Origin of the sequence: Microcoleus pseudofavosus SVA1_A4, from assembly GCF_036700565.1 — a bacterium.
Classification (GTDB): domain Bacteria; phylum Cyanobacteriota; class Cyanobacteriia; order Cyanobacteriales; family Microcoleaceae; genus Microcoleus.
Window position 1 is genome coordinate 1 of sequence record NZ_JAUBPE010000066.1, and the last position, 16,480, is coordinate 16,480.

The 16,480-nt window shown below is 46.5% G+C and carries 18 protein-coding genes; 10 read left to right on the forward strand and 8 right to left on the reverse strand.

Translation table 11 applies throughout. From position 1 onward, the window contains the following. Positions 1-248 precede the first annotated feature (248 nt). The 3 genes from QUA02_RS24060 to QUA02_RS24070 form a co-directional block, all read right to left on the reverse strand. The gene (locus QUA02_RS24060; RefSeq protein WP_332985027.1) at positions 249-524 is read right to left on the reverse strand and encodes a MoaD/ThiS family protein; all 276 of its coding nucleotides are present in this window, start codon (positions 522-524) and stop codon (positions 249-251) included. Between the two features lie 171 nt (positions 525-695). Beyond that, entirely contained in the window at positions 696-1,994 is a 1,299-nt protein-coding gene (gene thrC / locus QUA02_RS24065) for a threonine synthase (RefSeq protein WP_333031501.1), read from the reverse strand. Between the two features lie 456 nt (positions 1,995-2,450). Next, positions 2,451-2,720 carry a MoaD/ThiS family protein gene (locus tag QUA02_RS24070; protein ID WP_333031503.1) on the reverse strand — a complete coding sequence of 90 codons (270 nt, stop codon included), beginning with the start codon at positions 2,718-2,720 and terminating at the stop codon, positions 2,451-2,453. A 359-nt stretch (positions 2,721-3,079) separates the two neighbouring features. Between QUA02_RS24070 and QUA02_RS24075 the strand changes: the two genes are divergently transcribed. Continuing rightward, complete coding sequence (locus QUA02_RS24075) at positions 3,080-3,505, forward strand: hypothetical protein (protein ID WP_333031505.1); 426 nt, start codon at positions 3,080-3,082, stop codon at positions 3,503-3,505. 516 nt (positions 3,506-4,021) lie between these two features. Here QUA02_RS24075 and QUA02_RS24080 read toward each other — a convergent pair. Further along, positions 4,022-5,398 carry a cytochrome P450 gene (locus QUA02_RS24080; protein ID WP_333031508.1) on the reverse strand — a complete coding sequence of 459 codons (1,377 nt, stop codon included), beginning with the start codon at positions 5,396-5,398 and terminating at the stop codon, positions 4,022-4,024. A gap of 247 nt (positions 5,399-5,645) precedes the next feature. Continuing rightward, positions 5,646-6,251 carry a hypothetical protein gene (locus QUA02_RS24085; protein WP_333031510.1) on the reverse strand — a complete coding sequence of 202 codons (606 nt, stop codon included), beginning with the start codon at positions 6,249-6,251 and terminating at the stop codon, positions 5,646-5,648. A gap of 692 nt (positions 6,252-6,943) precedes the next feature. On the opposite strand from QUA02_RS24085, the gene QUA02_RS24090 reads away from it, so the two are divergent. The 6 genes from QUA02_RS24090 to QUA02_RS24115 all read left to right on the forward strand — a co-directional run bounded on the left by QUA02_RS24090 (position 6,944) and on the right by QUA02_RS24115 (position 13,658). After that, positions 6,944-7,510, forward strand: a complete 567-nt coding sequence (locus QUA02_RS24090) for a COP23 domain-containing protein (RefSeq protein WP_333031513.1) — start codon at positions 6,944-6,946, stop codon at positions 7,508-7,510. 38 nt (positions 7,511-7,548) lie between these two features. After that, entirely contained in the window at positions 7,549-7,962 is a 414-nt protein-coding gene (locus QUA02_RS24095) for a S1 family serine peptidase (RefSeq protein WP_333031515.1), read from the forward strand. Positions 7,963-8,097: 135 nt separating this feature from the next. Beyond that, the gene (locus QUA02_RS24100; protein ID WP_333031518.1) at positions 8,098-9,189 is read left to right on the forward strand and encodes an RNA-guided endonuclease InsQ/TnpB family protein; all 1,092 of its coding nucleotides are present in this window, start codon (positions 8,098-8,100) and stop codon (positions 9,187-9,189) included. Positions 9,190-9,290: 101 nt separating this feature from the next. Continuing rightward, positions 9,291-10,544: a COP23 domain-containing protein gene (locus QUA02_RS24105; protein WP_333031521.1), complete on the forward strand. Its 1,254-nt coding sequence runs from the start codon at positions 9,291-9,293 to the stop codon at positions 10,542-10,544. Between the two features lie 197 nt (positions 10,545-10,741). Further along, the gene (locus QUA02_RS24110) at positions 10,742-12,982 is read left to right on the forward strand and encodes a phosphoketolase family protein (RefSeq protein ID WP_333031522.1); all 2,241 of its coding nucleotides are present in this window, start codon (positions 10,742-10,744) and stop codon (positions 12,980-12,982) included. Between the two features lie 79 nt (positions 12,983-13,061). Further along, positions 13,062-13,658, forward strand: coding sequence for a Uma2 family endonuclease (locus QUA02_RS24115; protein ID WP_333031523.1), 597 nt, complete (start codon positions 13,062-13,064; stop codon positions 13,656-13,658). A gap of 168 nt (positions 13,659-13,826) precedes the next feature. On the opposite strand, the gene QUA02_RS24120 is transcribed toward QUA02_RS24115, so the two are convergent. Then, complete coding sequence (locus QUA02_RS24120; protein ID WP_333031525.1) at positions 13,827-14,087, reverse strand: hypothetical protein; 261 nt, start codon at positions 14,085-14,087, stop codon at positions 13,827-13,829. Between the two features lie 35 nt (positions 14,088-14,122). Beyond that, entirely contained in the window at positions 14,123-14,434 is a 312-nt protein-coding gene (locus tag QUA02_RS24125; protein WP_333031526.1) for a hypothetical protein, read from the reverse strand. Positions 14,435-14,630: 196 nt separating this feature from the next. Between QUA02_RS24125 and QUA02_RS24130 the strand changes: the two genes are divergently transcribed. The 3 genes from QUA02_RS24130 to QUA02_RS24140 are packed head-to-tail and all read left to right on the forward strand — an operon-like array spanning position 14,631 to position 15,534. Next, entirely contained in the window at positions 14,631-14,843 is a 213-nt protein-coding gene (locus tag QUA02_RS24130) for a hypothetical protein (RefSeq protein WP_333031529.1), read from the forward strand. Next, positions 14,840-15,124 carry a type II toxin-antitoxin system RelE/ParE family toxin gene (locus QUA02_RS24135; RefSeq protein WP_333031532.1) on the forward strand — a complete coding sequence of 95 codons (285 nt, stop codon included), beginning with the start codon at positions 14,840-14,842 and terminating at the stop codon, positions 15,122-15,124. Before QUA02_RS24130 ends, QUA02_RS24135 begins: the two co-directional genes overlap by 4 nt. A gap of 56 nt (positions 15,125-15,180) precedes the next feature. Beyond that, positions 15,181-15,534 carry a hypothetical protein gene (locus tag QUA02_RS24140; RefSeq protein WP_333031534.1) on the forward strand — a complete coding sequence of 118 codons (354 nt, stop codon included), beginning with the start codon at positions 15,181-15,183 and terminating at the stop codon, positions 15,532-15,534. 149 nt (positions 15,535-15,683) lie between these two features. Here QUA02_RS24140 and QUA02_RS24145 read toward each other — a convergent pair whose 3' ends face one another. Next, positions 15,684-16,361, reverse strand: coding sequence for a hypothetical protein (locus QUA02_RS24145; RefSeq protein WP_333031536.1), 678 nt, complete (start codon positions 16,359-16,361; stop codon positions 15,684-15,686). Between the last annotated feature and the right edge of the window lie 119 nt (positions 16,362-16,480).

Sequence of the window (16,480 nt, forward strand, 5' to 3'; positions counted from 1 at the left end):
CCCTACCACGATCAATTGTAGGGACACGGCACTGCCGTGTCCTCTATATCATTCCGGTGCAGCCGGAATTGATATGAGTTGCAAACGACCGATCGGCCAAACTCCTAAACAAGGGAAATTTATTGTACCGCAAATAAACGCAGATAAATTAGATAGTTATCTGCGTTTATTTATAGATTTTGTATCGAACTTGAATAACTCTCCGCAGTATATTCGAGTTCCACATAATAGAATCTGCGATCGCAAATTTAACCGCCGGCAACCGCCGGGACAATACTCACTTCATCACCATCTTGGAGAGCAGTTTCTGTACCTTCCAAAAAGCGGATGTCTTCGCTGTTGACGTAGAAGTTGAGAAATCTGCGGGGTTCTCCCTTTTCGTCGCACAGGCTTTTTTTGATGCCGGGACAATTTGTTTCCAGGGATTCAATCAGTTCGGAAATGTTGCCACCGCCGCATTCTATTGTGGCTTGATTGTTGGTGAATTTTTGCAGGGGAGTGGGAATTAAAACTTTAACAGTCATTTTTTTAGTCCTTAGTCAGTAGTCAGTAGTCAGTAGTCAGTAGTCAGTAATCAGTAGTCAGTAGTCAGTAGTCAGTAGTTATTTATTATTTATTGTTTGTTAGTTGCAATAACCAACAATCCACAACCAATGACTGATGACCAATGACTACTGACTATTAACTAATGACTATTAAACAGAAACTTGCTGCCATTCTAAACGTTCGAGTGTCCGAGCACGTTCTAGGGCGCGCTCGAAAGCTTCTATTTTTGGTTCCAGGGTGATGGGTTCGCCGATGTAGCCTTGAACAGCTTCCTGAGTCTTCAAACCGTTGCCGGTGATGTAGGCGACGGTGGTTTCGTCGGGGTTGATTTTACCTGCTTCTACGAGTTTCTTTAAGACTGCGATCGTCGTGCCGCCTGCGGTTTCTGTGAAGATGCCTTCGGTTTCTGCTAGCAGTTTCATGCCTTCGATGATTTCCGTGTCGCTGACGGATTCGATGTTGCCGTTGGTTTTGCGGGCGATTTCCAAGGCGTACATACCGTCGGCTGGATTGCCGATCGCGATCGACTTAGCAATTGTATTCGGTTTCACCGGTTTGACGAAATCGCGACCTTCCCGGAATGCTTGGGCGATGGGCGAACACCCGTCAGCTTGAGCGCCGCTGAACCGGACTTTCTTTTCGTCAACTAAACCGACTTCGATGAATTCTTGAAAACCTTTATAAATTTTTGTGAACAGGGAGCCGGAGGCTAGGGGGGCGACGATGTGGTCGGGCAGTTGCCAGCCTAGCTGTTCGGCAACTTCGTAGCCGAGGGTTTTCGAGCCTTCGGAATAGTAGGGACGCAAGTTGATGTTGACAAATCCCCAGCCGTGTGTATTGGCGACTTCGCAGCAGAGGCGGTTAACTTGGTCGTAGTTGCCGTGAACTGACATGACAGTTGGGTTGTAAATCAGAGTGCCGAGGACTTTGCCAGCTTCTAAGTCTGAAGGGATGAAGACTACGCAGTCGAGGCCGGCGTGGGCGGCGATCGCAGCGGTGGAGTTAGCTAAATTGCCGGTGCTGGCACAGGATACCGTTGTGAAACCCAATTCTCTAGCTCTGCTGAGGGCGACTGACACCACTCTGTCTTTGAAGCTGAGAGTGGGCATATTGACGGCATCGTTTTTAATATAAAGATTTTTTAGACCGAGGCGGCGCGCCAAGCGGTGGGATTTTACTAGAGGAGTCATCCCGGTGCCGACATCGATTACGTTATCTGTAGCGACTGGTAAAAATTCGCGGTAGCGCCAGATCGAGTTGGGGCCGGCTTGGATGGTTTGGCGGGTGACGCTGCGGCGGATGGCCTCGTAGTCGTACTTGACTTCTAGCGGGCCAAAACAGCAATCGCAGACGTGCTTGGCTTGGAGTTCGTACTCTTCGCCGCATTCTTTGCACTTGAGGGCTGTGAAGGTTGCTGCTGTGGATTGTGTTCTGGTCGCCTGGGTCATAGCTCAACTCTCTAGTTTTGCGATGTTTTCTAAGTCTTATGAAAGATTAGCACGGTCAATTTACCGCGTCAACCATACCCGATTTTTTTAGTCGGGATTGATTTAACAGCAGTATTTAGTTCCCGATCGCAGTACCTGCGATCGTTTTCAATCTCTTTCTCCGACTCGTTTCCAGGCTCTGCGGGGGAATGCAGAACGAGAGGAAAAGCCTCTCTTCCAACCGAACTCAAGAAAGATTTGCCGGCAAAACTTATTCCAAAACTTTATAAAAGTTTTTTTTTGCTTGGTAACTCACAACTATTGGTCGGCACTCTTGACACCGCTTCTACAACTCACAACTACAGGGCTCGCGCATGGGGGCTAGAAACCCGGTTTCTACGAGATTTTGTGAATAGGAACGAGAAATATAGGAAGAAACCGGGTTTCTGAGGTCAGCGGGCGCGATCGCCAACGAAACTATTCTCCCGATCCACCGCTGACGGGGGGGATGAGTACAACTTCGTCGCCGTCTTGGAGGATGGTGTCGGGTGAGACAAATTCCAGGTTGAGGCCGAAGCGGGTGCGATCGCGCCACTGTTCTAATTGAGGATATTGTGCGATCGAACGTTCGAGCACTTGAGAAACTGGGGTTTCGAGAGGAAATTCTAGTGTAAGTTCCGAAACGCCGTAGGCTTCACTGAAGGCGGCGAACAGTTTAACGGTGACGGTAATCGAAGAGTTAGACACGGCAGTTTAGTGCGATCGATGATTTGGCAATGATCAACTACACCATACAATTAATTGGGAATTAGGCGCACTGAGGCTTAAAATTGAAAGCGGTAATCTCTAGTCAAGTTTTACCCCATCGGGCAAAAATGACAGTTGATTGCAGCAGAAACTCCGAACAGTATTGTATGCCGCTCGCTCTCACCAACCAGGCGTTAGAAGCAGTTGGCATCCACTTATATGCAGCTAGCTAAGGTCGAGTTGGCTGCTGTTGAGGCTACTGCGAGACTAATTTTTGAGAATGCGGTATAGATACTTTACGGTAATTGTGGGAGAGTACAAAAGCATCGCACTAAATTTAGCTAGCAACAACGCAGACAATGCTCTGCCAACCCGTTGCTTTCAGACTAAAAATCTGGTGGTCAAGTGCAGCTTGGAATTCCCAAAGCTTAGCAGGGCGAAGCCGGCGTGCCGTTCTATCTAAGAATAATAGTGAAGTTAACGCGATCGAGATATATATGGCAAATAACGATTTTAAAGTGCTTCAAATTATTGAAGCTAAAGGCTGGTATGCCTTTGGGAGTACGAAGCAAAGCCAGCACGTTGAGAGGTGGGTAAGACCTGTCGTGTGTTGGGTTTTAATAGAAGATAAAAAAAAGCGGCGAATTGTGACTGCTACCGCTAGCTATCAGATCGAGATTGACGACAAAGAAGTCGAGTTTTTTGCCCACGAAAGCGAAATTCAAGATATCGAGAGTCTCCCAAAGTCTGTCTCGGTCTCGGAATTTCTCAAAACAGAAGATTGAGGGAGCGATAGAAATACATCATTGTTTAACTTGTTATTAATTATTCCTTAGTGATTCCTTAAACTTGCTATTGGATTTTAGTTCAATAATAAGGGAGAGTCGGAGAGTGTCCGAGGGGGAGAATTGGGAAAATCTTTCCTCTTCCCTCTTCCTTTTTGCTTCTAAAAAATAAAGAGGCCGGAAGATTGCAGGCAATGCCAACACGCTTCCGACCTTGCTGAATAACAGGGTATGCATATGTTTTTAAAGTATGGCAGGCAGGCTTTCGAGAGATCAAGAGGACTATTGCAATCACCCACTTTTGCTTTCAGGGTATGTTTGCAAGCTTCATACCATTTTAGACTAAAAATTTGAAATTAGAGAGCGGGCGATGGTTACAGGTTAAGGATTCTAGCTGTTTATCTGTAGCGGGTGCTACAAAAAATGGTGGCATTCGCGGACGATCGCACATTCTCCCTAAATTCTTTGCACTCAAAGCTGAAAGTTCGATGATCGTCCGCTGTAACCGCTGCAACTTTAAACCTCACTAAGAACAGGTTCAGGCTTCTGCTGTCGCATCCGCCGCCCCAGCAGGGACATCCGCACGCCGCCGGCCGGCCCTAAAGTCACCCCTCGGCGTTTTGCCTGTACGGGCTTTTTCTCGGCCAATGCTAGGTCGAAATCCCGCAAAATAGTTGCCAGCACAAGTTTCATCTCCAACTGCGCCAGCGCCAAACCGATACAGCGGCGGCTGCCGCCTCCAAAGGGCAAATACTCGTAAGGCGAGAATTGTCTCTCCAAAAACCGTTCCGGTTTAAATTGCAGCGGTTCTGGATACAAATCCTCCCGTCTGTGGGTCAAATAAATCGAGCCGAAAACAACCGTACCCGGTTCGAGTTGATGTCCCATCAGTTCCACGGGCTGACGCACTACTCGCGGAAACGTCAGCATTCCCACCGGATAAATTCGCAGCGTCTCCTGACAAACTGCACTCAGGTAAGGTAAGCGGAAAATCTCCATCGGGTCGGGATTTTCCCCCAAACTGTCCAATTCTTGCAGCAACTTCTGGCGCACCGAGGGCAAATGGTGAATCCAGTAAAATGCCCAAGCTAGTGCCGTTGCTGTGGTTTCGTGGCCTGCAAACAGCAGTGTCATCAACTCGTCGCGCAATTCTTCATTCGTCATCGGTTGCCCGTTTTCGTCGCGCGCGGCCATCATTAAGCTGAGAATATCGGTGCGATTGGCGTCTGGTTGCAGTCTGCGTTCGGCAATTTCGTCGTCCATCAGTTCCTGAATTTTCCGCTGCTGCTGTTTCATCCGTCCCCAAGGACTCCAAGAACCCCAATCTTGCTGCATCCAGGGCAGAAATAGCATACTCGATCGCAAAGGAGAGTCGATCGTATCAATAATCGCAGCCAGCAGCGGGGACAGTTGCTGCAACCGCGGCCCCTCATCCAGACCGAAGACAGCTTGCAAAATTACCCGCATGGTGACTTCCTGCATAGCGGTGCGGGCCACAAAAGGTCGATCGACCGACCATTTACTGGCGACATCAGCAGCGATATCGCAAATTTGTTGACCGTAATTCCGCATCCGTTCCCCGTGAAAGGGCGGCATCAATAATTGGCGGTCGCGTTTGTGCTTTTCTCCAGAGATCACAATCATGGATTGTTCTCCCAGCAAGGGTTTGAGAATACCGTTGATATCGCCTGGAGCGTGAAGCGCTTTGCTGTTGAGCATTTGCTCGATCGCTTGCGGGTTGTGGATCATCACGAATGGTTCGAGGTTGCCCCATCGAGTCGTGAAAATCTCCCCGTACTTTTTGGCACATACATCCATGTATGTCAGCGGATCGGCAATCCATTGAATTAGCTGCACGAAGCGGGGGTTTTTGGGGCCGTCAGGTAGTGTCATAGAAATTGTGGTGTTTGTCGTAGGACTTGAGGAACATCAATACTCTTAGGCGCAAAAACCGGGTTTTTCTAGGAAAAAACATCGCGCTTTGCGATCGGCCCTGGTTAGAAAAACCCGGTTTCTAGAGTTTTTGTGCGTAAGTCGCGATCGACAAGAATCAAAGGCTTTGAATGTTTATTCAAAGTCTCCGAACTCCGCTTTTGTAAGCGGAAATTGGGTAAGTCCTATCTTCAATAATTTTAATAGATTATTCTCGAACGGTGTTCAAAATATCCTCTCCAAGCTCTGTAAAACGCACAGTTTTGATTTGCCAAGGATCGTAACTGGTTAAAGTTTGGCGCACGCCCCCGAACAAACCTAACATCTGACAACTCGACAGATTTTGCAATTTCTGCCGGGAAGTCCCGGAGGCTCGCAGATCCACGGTAGCTATTCCGAGGTCGCGATCGATGCTGAGCCGATAACCAACCAAACCAAGACTATCGAAAATCTGCTGCTTTAACACTTCATTAACGGCCGATGACATTAACTGGTTGTCTGGGCCTGTCACTGTTTCCGGCTTCAGATTTTGACAGAGATTGTCTACGGTATAAACCGTAACGGTGACAGTATTCTCTGATACTGGGGAACTGCCTAAAATTTGGGCAACAGAGTTAGAGGGCTGCGCTACTTGACTCGATCGACTATCGAGTTGATTTCCCGTTAGCTGTAGGTGTCGGAACTGACGGGCGCTTGCTGGGGGTTGGTTCTGGTTTGCTGCCGAGTTAGCTGCATCTGGGCTAGAACAACTGCTAGCGCCGATCAGAATTAATCCACTCGCTAAATACCCGAACTGTTTGCAGATACGGTTCATAGTTTTTAATACTCAACTAAACGTCAGTGTACGGAGGGTGAACTTTGGCGGTAGAAAGCAGTTAGTCCCTGATTACACTCACTTAGAAATATTTCTCGGTATCCGTAATACGGAGATGAAAACAAGTTAAGAGTTCTGGTTAATACCTTCATTTTCGTGTTCGATCGATCTGGCACAGGAAGTAATACTCCTCATTGGTGCAACCCTGCCGTCTCCGTATCTCAGCAGATAAAGCTAGCGACCCCGATCGCAAAGTGATATCAAATACCGTGTCAGTAGGTGTGATGTACCGTTGCAATTCGAGCCATCCCAATGTCTGAGGTGAAGATCCTCTTTCCGGTTTGCGACAGCCTGAGTTGGATTAGTAGTAATGACGACAGAATTCAGACTTGCGCGCGCATTTTAAGCTCGCCTTCGGAGCGCTTTTTGAACGGCGCCGAAAGCGCAGTTACAGGGAAGGCGCAAGTCGCGAACAATATCAGGACTTACGCATCAAGACCAAAGAAACCGGGTTTTTTAACCAGGGCTAACGGCTGCAACGCGTGTTTTCGTAAAAAAACTTGGTTTCTGGGCCCGGAGCGAACAAGATAATTCCGAAGTCAGCGGATCTGTAATGAACTGGCGCTTCAAGGGTGTTATCGCAGCATTTGGGAATTTTTATGTCGAATTCCATCAAAAAGAGTGAGAACATCATGAAACAGCAATTATTGACAAAAGTTTTGGTGGCAACAGCGATCGCCCTCAGCGGCATGACGGTTGCTTCTGGACCGAGTTACGGTCGGCGAGCACCGGGGGAAAGTGGATTTTGGTGCAGCACCTCGACCGGTGCGCCGGTGACGGTGTACCAAAACCCTCAAGGTGCCGTAGAGCCTTGGATTGAGTGGACTTCGGATTATTTCTCCGGTTCTGGCTACAATCCGGCAACTCGGTGTCAATTAGTGAGTCAACGCCTCGAAACCTATCGCCGCCAACGGGTGCTCAAGTATATTACTGCGGGCCAGATGAACGGCCAGAACGTCATCTGCACGGCGAATCAAGTCAATGGGCTGTGTCAAAATTTGATTTATACCCTCAGACCCGGCCAAGACCCGATCGGCTCTTTGTATAATTTGTTGGCTTGGCGGCAAGGATATGTCGGGATGCCGTCTTTTGATGAAACCAGTATAATTCCTTACATTGATGTGAGAGAAAAACTAGGGGAAAACACGGAGGATGAGGCGCAGCAGCCCCCTTTTTCCCCGCCGTCGAGACTGCCTTAAGCGAAATCTTCTGCTTCTGGGGCGATCGAACCTATACGGTGCTGTTGCTGGCTCTTTGTGGCTTTCGACAGGGGCGATCGGACAATTGTCACGGGTGGCAGCCTCCTGCACCGACCGCTGGGGATACCGATCGGGCGATCGATCAGTTTCGCAGCACCATTGAGTATAAAGTAGCACCGATTAGCAGCGAGCCTGTAACGGTGGGAGAGCCGCTCGATGCCGGATTCCCTGCGAGTGCTGAGGTGTTGGCTGTAGCGCCGGCGTTCCTAGAACTGCTGCTGTCGAAATCTTTGCCTCAAGGTTATAGCTTGGGCTATACAAATGAGGTTAAAATCGGTATGAGCGGCGGCCCGATTTTTAATGCCAAAGGTTTCTTGGTTGGGATTAACGGTCGAGGCAAGTATCGAGAACCCGATTTTGGAGTGCAACTCAATCGGCAAATACTTTGCTAAACTTACTCATAGTTAATCTTTACAGGAATTTTCCCTGTGGAAAGTTGCAGAGTTGGGAAAATTAGTTGGAGTGTTAAATAAGTCTAGGCATCGAAACTGTACCCCCATAAAACACAACTGTAGGTAGGTCTAAATATGTTTGCTGTCAAACGAGGACTCAAATTAAATAATAGAGAAGCGACCTTGATGGCGAAACACGCAGGATTTAGACGGGTTGTCTTCAATATGGGATTGAGTCTTCGGACTCAGATGTATGGCTCCGTCAAGCTTTCAGACTCGAAAGTAATTAACGAAATCAAGAAAGTTTTAACCAATCACGTCAAAAAACAACCTGGATTTGCTTGGATGAATCAATTATCCAGCCGGGTGTATCAAAACGCATTAATTGACTTAAAGGATGCTTTTAGTCGGTATCGCTCAGGAAAGTCAGGCCATCCCAGATTCGCTAGTCGTCGAGATGGTCAATCCTTTACAGTGGATTCGTCAAACGGAAAGGTTCTACTGAATGCTGGTAATACGATTAAGATTCCCACAGTAGGAACATTCCAACTTTATGAACCACTGGAATGTGGCTTCGTTTCCCAGACTTTTACCATATCAAAAGAAGGAAGTCGTTGGTTTGTCTCATTCTGCGTTGACGCGGAGCGCTTGCCGCTCCAGCAACTTCAGGAATCCATAGGTATTGATGTAGGGGTCAAATCTTTTGCTATTCTGTCAAACAATCAAGTTTTTAATGCACCGAAACCGTTGAAGCAAGCGAAAACCAAGCTAGCAATATTACAACGTCAAGCTTCAAAACAAATAAAAGGCTCTAACAATCAGCGCAAAACCTACAAAAAAATCAGCCGTAGTCACGCGCAAATAGCTTGCATTCGTAAGGACTTCTTGCACAAGTTGACGACTTATCTGGTTAAAACTTTTAAACTGATCAAAATTGAAGACTTGAATGTGAAAGGGATGATGGCTAATCATAAACTTGGCTTTGCGATATCTGACCTTGGCTTTTATGAATTTAGGCGTCAACTTGAGTACAAATGCCGGATGTATGGAGCGAGTTTAGTGCTGGTAGATCAATGGTTTCCTAGTTCTAAAACTTGCTCAAATTGTGGAAATAAACAAGATATGCCACTGAGTCTTAGGACTTATGATTGTCCTTCTTGTGCCATATCGCTTGACCGTGATTTGAACGCCAGCATAAATATTTTAAACTGGGAACCCTCGGCTTGAGGGGGATAGCCTACTTATCTTGGGATAGCCGGCTACCCAACAGCGTAGGAAGTGAACACTAATTATCTCAAGACAGCTTTGGGTAAGTTTAGGTAAGTTTTATGAAGCAGTTAGCGATGAATTCGTGGGGTTTGCGGTTTGACGCGCTGACAGTCATCTTGACCGGTGCAGTAACGGTGGCTGCGTTTGTCAGCCAACAATATGCTGCTTGTGCCAAAACAGGTCAAGAAATTGCTCAGCTAGCGATGTTCACAACGGTGGAAGTTAACAATACGCTGGGTTTTTCTACTAGCGGCTCAGGAGTAATTATTGCTAAACAGGGCAACATTTACACTGTTCTGACGGCGAATCACGTAGTGGCAAGCCTCGCCCAAGAATACAGCATTCGCACTCATTTAGAAAAAAATTATACAGCCATCAGAATACAGCGGCTGCCGAAAAACGACCGGGATATAGACTTAGCTTTGATACAGTTTCAGAGCCGAGAACAGTATCCAGTAGCCCCAATGGGCGAGTCGAAACGTGCTGTTGTCGGTTCTACTATTTACGTTGCTGGCTATCCGCTGCCCATTGCCTTTGGATCTGAAAGAAAACTGGAGTTTACGGCTGGTATTATCTCTTCTCGCCTTGGCGGCGCATCATCGGGGTACGGACTGCGCTATCAAGCTGTGACAAGGCGCGGTATGAGCGGCGGGCCTGTATTTGATGCTGATGGGAGAGTTGTGGGAATTCACGGCCAGGGAGATACTGTCGGCACAGTGATGAGCCAGTGGAACGGTCAGATGGAGGAGATTAAAACCGGGTTGAATGCAGCAATCCCGATCGATGCTTTTACGGCGTTGCTATCACCAACTAAGCCTAGGGGGTTTGATATTCTCAGCAATATTTCTATCAGCCGGGCCTATAGCCAAAGCCAACAGAACCTCGGTCAGGGAGGCTTTGTGTGCGATACCTCGACGGGCGAGCCGGTGACTGTGTATCAAAATCCGCAAGGGTTCAGAGAGCCTTGGATTCGCTGGAATTCTAATTTCTTTTCTAGTTCTGGCTACGATCCTCTGACTCGCTGCAAACAAGTTACTCAGCGCCTAGAAAATTACAGCCGCAACCAACAGCTAAATTATGTAACTGTCGGTATAGTCAACAATCAGAAAGCGATTTGCACGAGCAGCCGCCTTAACGGGCCTTGCGAAGGTTTGATCTACACCCTCCGCCGCGATCAAGATCCTGCTCCTGCACTCAGCAGTTTTTTTGTTTGGCTTGCTAATCAGAAGGCTAGGCCTTCTCTTTTTGAAAGCAGCACTGTGATTTATATTAATGTCGGGGAACGGCTGGGGTTAGACATTAGCGAACCTTAATTGGTACTCAGCAATGATTTTGTTATCCGGCGGAATTGCCCCGATTATATTGTTGAAATACGGGGCGCTCTCAGCTTCAAATTTGAGATATTTTAATTATTTATCATTCCAACTAGCAGAAGTGATGACTTTTTGCAACAAGAAAGCTATAAAATTACTGTTACATTAATCGAATTCAAAATTTTCAGGTATAAAGCATGACTGCAACTACGCCCCAGGCAACGTCAGCAATCCCCAGTTTTTGCGAAGGAATCCAGTATTTCTCCGAAAATGTGCCGGGTTTTGAGACTTACGGGAAAGCACCTGCGATCGCTACCGGGAGTTCGGCAATTGCCGATCCAGCCGATCCTGCGGCCGTCTTTCAAACGATGCTGGGAGCAGACGCCCTGCGCTACTTGACGCTGCAAGTCACCGCCAGCAAGGCATCGGGACATCCGGGCGGTTTTGCCAGCCAAGCAGAGGCCTACGCCGCTTTGGTGATGCTGGGACACAAGAATATTGTCACCGAAGTCGGGCACCACGCACCGGGATTTTACAGTGCCATGTTTCTCGATCGATCTTTGGAAGACATGGGAATTGTCAACGTGCAGCAAGTGCGCGACAAATTCCGAGAAAAAGACGGTTTGTTAGGACATCTTTCCGGTTTCATTCCCGGCCTTTTAGCACCGGCAGGCCCCCTCGGACAAGGACAGCATTTCGCAATGGCAGGAGCGCTTTTGCACCGCGACAAACTGTTTGCTTTCACAATGGGCGACGGCGGCATGGGCGAACCCTATCCGATGAGCAGCATGGGGCATTTCCACACTGCTTATCCCAGCGTTACTAACTTTTTGCCAGTGTTAGTTTGGAACGGATATTCTCAAGAACATCACAGCATGGTTTCGACTAAAACTAATGCGGAAATGATTGCTTATTGGCAGGGAAACGGTTTTGAAGAAGTCATCTTAGTTGATGCTAAGGAATTTGACGATAAAAATCAACCGGAAGATTATGTTGACAGCACTGCTTTTTCACTAGAACAGCGAATGGCATTTACCAAAGCTGTTTTACAAGGAGTTGACAAAGCAGCAAAATCTGCTCTAGGTGGCAAATTAACTGTGTTTATCATCAAACAGTTGAAAGGTGCGGGCGTGCACGCGCGGGGCGCAAAATCTCACAACCTTTATCCGAAAGATACGCTGGATGCACCGCACATTATCAGTGCTTTAAAAGAGCGCGCTTTGACTGCTGAAGCTTGGCAATTGGTGCGGACAAATTGCGAGCGCGCGGGCGGCGGGCCTGCTGCGAAAACAGTTGTGACTGAGTTTACATTGCCGCTGGCAGATTTGGGCGAATTGCCTTTAGAAGAATTTGCGCTTGGGGGAGAACCGAAGATTTCGACAACTGCAATGGGGCTTTTGGTAGGAAAAGTCGGCGAGCGCGATCGAACTTTTCTTGTCACTAATGCTGACGGCAATGAAGCATCGGCAATTGCCAACATCAACCAAGCTCTCAAGATTATTCACCCGACGACAGATGACTTGTACAATCAATCGCCAAACGGTCAAGTTTACGAACCTTTGAGCGAAGATGCTTGCGCGGGTTTAGCTGTAGGTTTATCGCTATTTGGAGCGCGGAGTTTGTGGTGTTCTTACGAATCTTTTGCCATCAACGGTTTACCAATTTGGCAAACTGTCACCCAAGCAATGGCAGAATTGCGCCGTCCAACTCCGGCAACTGTCACCTTATTTACGGCAGGTGCTTTAGAACAAGGCCGCAACGGTTGGACGCACCAGCGCCCGGAAATTGAAGCTTATTTTGCGGCGATGATGCGCAACGGAAATGTGTTTCCTTTGTTTCCACCCGATGCTAACAGCATTCAAGCTTGTTACGAGTGGGCTTTGACTGCCAGAAATAAGGGAGTTGTGATTACTGCGAGCAAGTCGCCGCTGCCAATTCGCACCACATTTGCACAGACTCGCCAAGGTTTGCAAGACGGTGCGATAGTGCTGCACGAAGTCGATTCTCCCCAAGCTCCCCACAATCAAGGCGGGAGCAAGAAAGTTGTGTTTGCAGTTGTCGGCGACATGACTTTAATGCCAGTGTTTGAAGCTGCAGCATTTTTGGAAACAGAAGGCATTGGAGTGCGGATTGTTTCTGTTGTGAATCCCCGGCGTTTGTACCGCCCAACTGATGTTGCTTGGGATACTTGTTCCGAGGCTGACGGCGGCTTTTTGAGCGATGATAAATTTGCCGAAATGTTTGGCGGAGATGCCTTGATTGGCGTGACAGGCGGTGCTTCTGGGATGTTGGAACCTGTGATGCTACGGAGCAATTGCAAGCGGGATACTTTTGCTTGGAAGCGGGGGGAAACTACTGCTAGTGCCGGTCAGTTGATGGCGTTTAACGGGTTGACTGCTGAGGCGTTGACTAAAAGGGCGATCGAGTTAGTTCATTAAGCTAGAATGTGAGAGAATGCCCCTGCCTGGTTTGTACTGGGTAGGGGCTAGTAATATTTAAAATAGAATGGCTATACCTATGACAGCAAAACTTTTAGAAGAAACAGTTACGCTTGGCGAACAGCGATTAATTCTCCCCGGTTATTATAGTTGGGAGCAATTTGAGGCGATCGAATCTTTGATGGCAGACTCTCCTGGTTTGCGGATAACTTATCTTGATGGGTGGATTGAGTTTATGACACTGGGCGAAGCACATGAGACAATCAGTTGTATTCTAAATTTTTTGCTACAACTCTACTTTTGTGAAATGGGAATTGAATATATTCCTGTAGGAAGTGCGACTCGCAAAAATCGAGAAAAAGATGTTTCCTTTGAGCCGGATGACTCTTATTATATAGGTGCAAAGAAAGAGCATCCCGATTTAGCAGTGGAGGTGACAGTTACTAGCGGGAGTACAAATAAACTAGCTAAGTATCTGCGACTTCGCATTCCTGAAGTCTGGTTTTGTAAAAATAATCAGTTGTCTGTTTATGGGCTGCGCGAGGATAATTATCAGCAAGTTTCAAGAAGCGAGTTGTTGCCGGAGTTGGATTTAGAATTGTTGGTGCGTTGTGTTTTAATGCCTTCAAGGATTGAGGCAAGGAGGGAGTTTATTCAGGGGATTCGGCCACAGTAATTGAGATAGGGGAGGAAGAATTAAAGTGCGAGATCGCTATGAGTTTTGATAGGGCGATCGCTGTTTTATAAGGTAAACTATAATTGCTCGAAGTTTCTGGAATCTGACTAGGAAACAATGAAACTGATCTCGCATATTGGCTGTGATTTGTTGTGCTATGCGCGCTACCTAGACTATTGCTTGAACAAGCATATCCTCTACCTGCCTAATTTTCTTCCAATCAATTGCTGCCACCCAAAGACTTTCCTCTTTTGAATACTGCACCACGCCATCAACTTCTAACTCTTCGTCATACAATGCTAGCAATTGACCATCTTCCAACTTAATATTTTGGCGACTCAAATCTTCAATCGTACCAACGCAATTTAGGCGAAGGCGACCCTGCTCATCCGCATTATGAAAATCTGCAAAGATTCTGGGATATTTCATATTTTTACTTTACTCAGGATGATTGTTGTGATGGATTAGGAATTGTTGGTGTTAGCAGCAGACTTGCTTGTTCTGGTGTTAAGCCAGTTAATGTTGCATGGTTTGGACTTCGGCCATTCGTACGGATGACATCTCCATCGGACGGACGATCGCACCTCACCAACTGTCGTCACACCAACTTGTCCGTGAGCGATTGTCACTGCTAACTCTGCTACAGATAATCCTACTGCACATTCTACAGAAATTCCCGTGATGCCGCTGGGGTGAGTTGCCGTGCTGCTTTTAATATCTTCAGGGCGATTGCGACCGCCGCGAACTACTAGGGCGTCGTTTGGAATTCTTTCCACAAGTGTAGGCTGTTTGATTCAAGTACGCGCTATACTTTATCAGAAATTTTTGCCCGTAGTGCGATCGATCTTTTGTTTAACTCAAGCATCGCTATCCGTAGAATCATCGGATTGTTTGGTATTTGGTGTGAGGGGCGATCGCTTGGGTGCAGTGATTTGTTATACTGATAATTGTAGACTTACGAAGCTTAGAACCATGAAAACCTATAGCTTTGATGCCATTATAGAGTTAGTCGAAGAAATGTCTGATGACGAACAGATCACTCTCATCGATTTGATCGGACGACGACTTAGGGAAAAACGGAGAGATGAGATCGCTCTTAATATTGTTCGTGCCGATGAAGAGTATTTGCATGAACAGGTATTCCGAGGCACAGTAAATGATATCATGGCAGAATTAAAAAGATGAGAACTCTTGTCTTAGCCTCTTCGTTCAAACGAGCTTTCAAATCCTTAATCCGCCAAGAACCTGAAATGGAGGAAAAAATAGCTGAGCGACTAGAACTATTGGCAAACGATCCATTTCATCCCTCACTTAAGACCCACAAGCTGAAAGGTAAACTATCTGGTGCTTGGGCTTGTACTGTAGAGTACGACTGTCGAATAGTCTTCAATTTCAAAAAATATTCAGATTCAGATGTTGAAGAGATCCTTATGATTGATATTGGTAGCCATGACGAAGTTTATTGAGTTCATCCTTTAAGCAATAGACATAACTCTATCGTGATAAAGTTATTAGGAGGATTATGAGAGATTGGAATGCTTTAAAGGAACGCTATTTGCGAGATGATCTACCCATTCGTTTGGGAAATTTAGCATCTAATTTGGCACGAATTAAATCTCGCTGTCAAAATGCAGCTAATGGCGCAATAATTGAAAGTCTGCTGCAAGAAAGTAAGCTGTTTATTGAATGGACTGCTCAAGATGCAGAGATAGAAATAGCTGCTGAGTTAGTTGAGTTGCAGATTCAGTTAGCTTGCTGGCAGTATTCTTGGGCAAGGATTTGGGAGGATGCGGAACAACGAATGAGAGTTGGAGAAGAGGGAAGGATTTGGTCGGAGAAAGTGCTGAATATGTCGGGTTTGTTGGCGGTGAATTAGATGGTGGGCGATCGCTCTTTATGTGTTATGGGGCGATCGATATCTGTACAATCATTGTAGGGGAATGGTGGAAATGGATCAGATTGTGAGTGGAAAAAGATGTTGGGGTGACACGAGGGTTAAGCGAATAGGCAAGATGGGCGATCGGACTACTTTCTTTGACGCAATGCCTTTTCAAACCGCTCCGTCAGAATAATCATCATGAAAGGCTCTGCTATTCCCCCCAAGAATGGAAGTGAGCGTATTATAGCCAAGAACATAAGCCTTGGGTCAACTGCTTTACTAAGAGTTCCTAAAATTGCGCTTTCTGCGGCTTGACGGGTATACGAACGACAGATAACATTCGCATTTTTCATGTACACGTCTATCTCCTCAGATGCGTTATTCACAGATATTAACTCAAGGTAGACACGATCTCCTGGATTCAATAATTGAATGCTTAGATCAAGGCTATTCTGACTCTGTGACTTGCTAATTTCCCCAAAACCCACTGCCGGCTGAGTCTTTATACTGTAACCAATAATCTTTGCCTTATCATCCAACCGTATCAAACATGGTTGATTGGCAACTGCTTGATTACCACAATTAAATACTTCAAGATTGAACAAAAACACAGAGGTTGCCTGTTCTCCTGAATATTTGATCTCTAATTTAGTGCGAATTGTATCTGAAAAAGACAATAATGAGGAGGCATCATTAATAATACAATCAACTCGTCTAATTTGAGTGGTTTTTTTTGTGATCCACATAGATACTCCGGCCGTTATCACCGAGCCAACAACCCCACCAAGAATTGCCGCAATTGTAGGGTTTTCGTACCAATTCATCTATTGTCTTACTCCTAATTTTGTAACCATAATAATTTAGCGAAATATATGTGAGACTGTTCCCAGCGCTTTAGCACATAGTTACACTATTTTTCTATTATCCTTAATAAATCAAAGTT

Coding starts and splice junctions, on each gene's coding strand:
- QUA02_RS24060 (WP_332985027.1), bottom strand. CDS start 524: ATGACTGTTAAAGTTTTAATTCCCACTCCCCTGCAAAAATTCACCAAC.
- thrC (WP_333031501.1), bottom strand. CDS start 1,994: ATGACCCAGGCGACCAGAACACAATCCACAGCAGCAACCTTCACAGCC.
- QUA02_RS24075 (WP_333031505.1), top strand. CDS start 3,080: ATGCTCTGCCAACCCGTTGCTTTCAGACTAAAAATCTGGTGGTCAAGT.
- QUA02_RS24080 (WP_333031508.1), bottom strand. CDS start 5,398: ATGACACTACCTGACGGCCCCAAAAACCCCCGCTTCGTGCAGCTAATT.
- QUA02_RS24085 (WP_333031510.1), bottom strand. CDS start 6,251: ATGAACCGTATCTGCAAACAGTTCGGGTATTTAGCGAGTGGATTAATT.
- QUA02_RS24090 (WP_333031513.1), top strand. CDS start 6,944: ATGAAACAGCAATTATTGACAAAAGTTTTGGTGGCAACAGCGATCGCC.
- QUA02_RS24100 (WP_333031518.1), top strand. CDS start 8,098: ATGTTTGCTGTCAAACGAGGACTCAAATTAAATAATAGAGAAGCGACC.
- QUA02_RS24105 (WP_333031521.1), top strand. CDS start 9,291: ATGAAGCAGTTAGCGATGAATTCGTGGGGTTTGCGGTTTGACGCGCTG.
- QUA02_RS24110 (WP_333031522.1), top strand. CDS start 10,742: ATGACTGCAACTACGCCCCAGGCAACGTCAGCAATCCCCAGTTTTTGC.
- QUA02_RS24115 (WP_333031523.1), top strand. CDS start 13,062: ATGACAGCAAAACTTTTAGAAGAAACAGTTACGCTTGGCGAACAGCGA.
- QUA02_RS24120 (WP_333031525.1), bottom strand. CDS start 14,087: ATGAAATATCCCAGAATCTTTGCAGATTTTCATAATGCGGATGAGCAG.
- QUA02_RS24130 (WP_333031529.1), top strand. CDS start 14,631: ATGAAAACCTATAGCTTTGATGCCATTATAGAGTTAGTCGAAGAAATG.
- QUA02_RS24135 (WP_333031532.1), top strand. CDS start 14,840: ATGAGAACTCTTGTCTTAGCCTCTTCGTTCAAACGAGCTTTCAAATCC.
- QUA02_RS24140 (WP_333031534.1), top strand. CDS start 15,181: ATGAGAGATTGGAATGCTTTAAAGGAACGCTATTTGCGAGATGATCTA.
- QUA02_RS24145 (WP_333031536.1), bottom strand. CDS start 16,361: ATGAATTGGTACGAAAACCCTACAATTGCGGCAATTCTTGGTGGGGTT.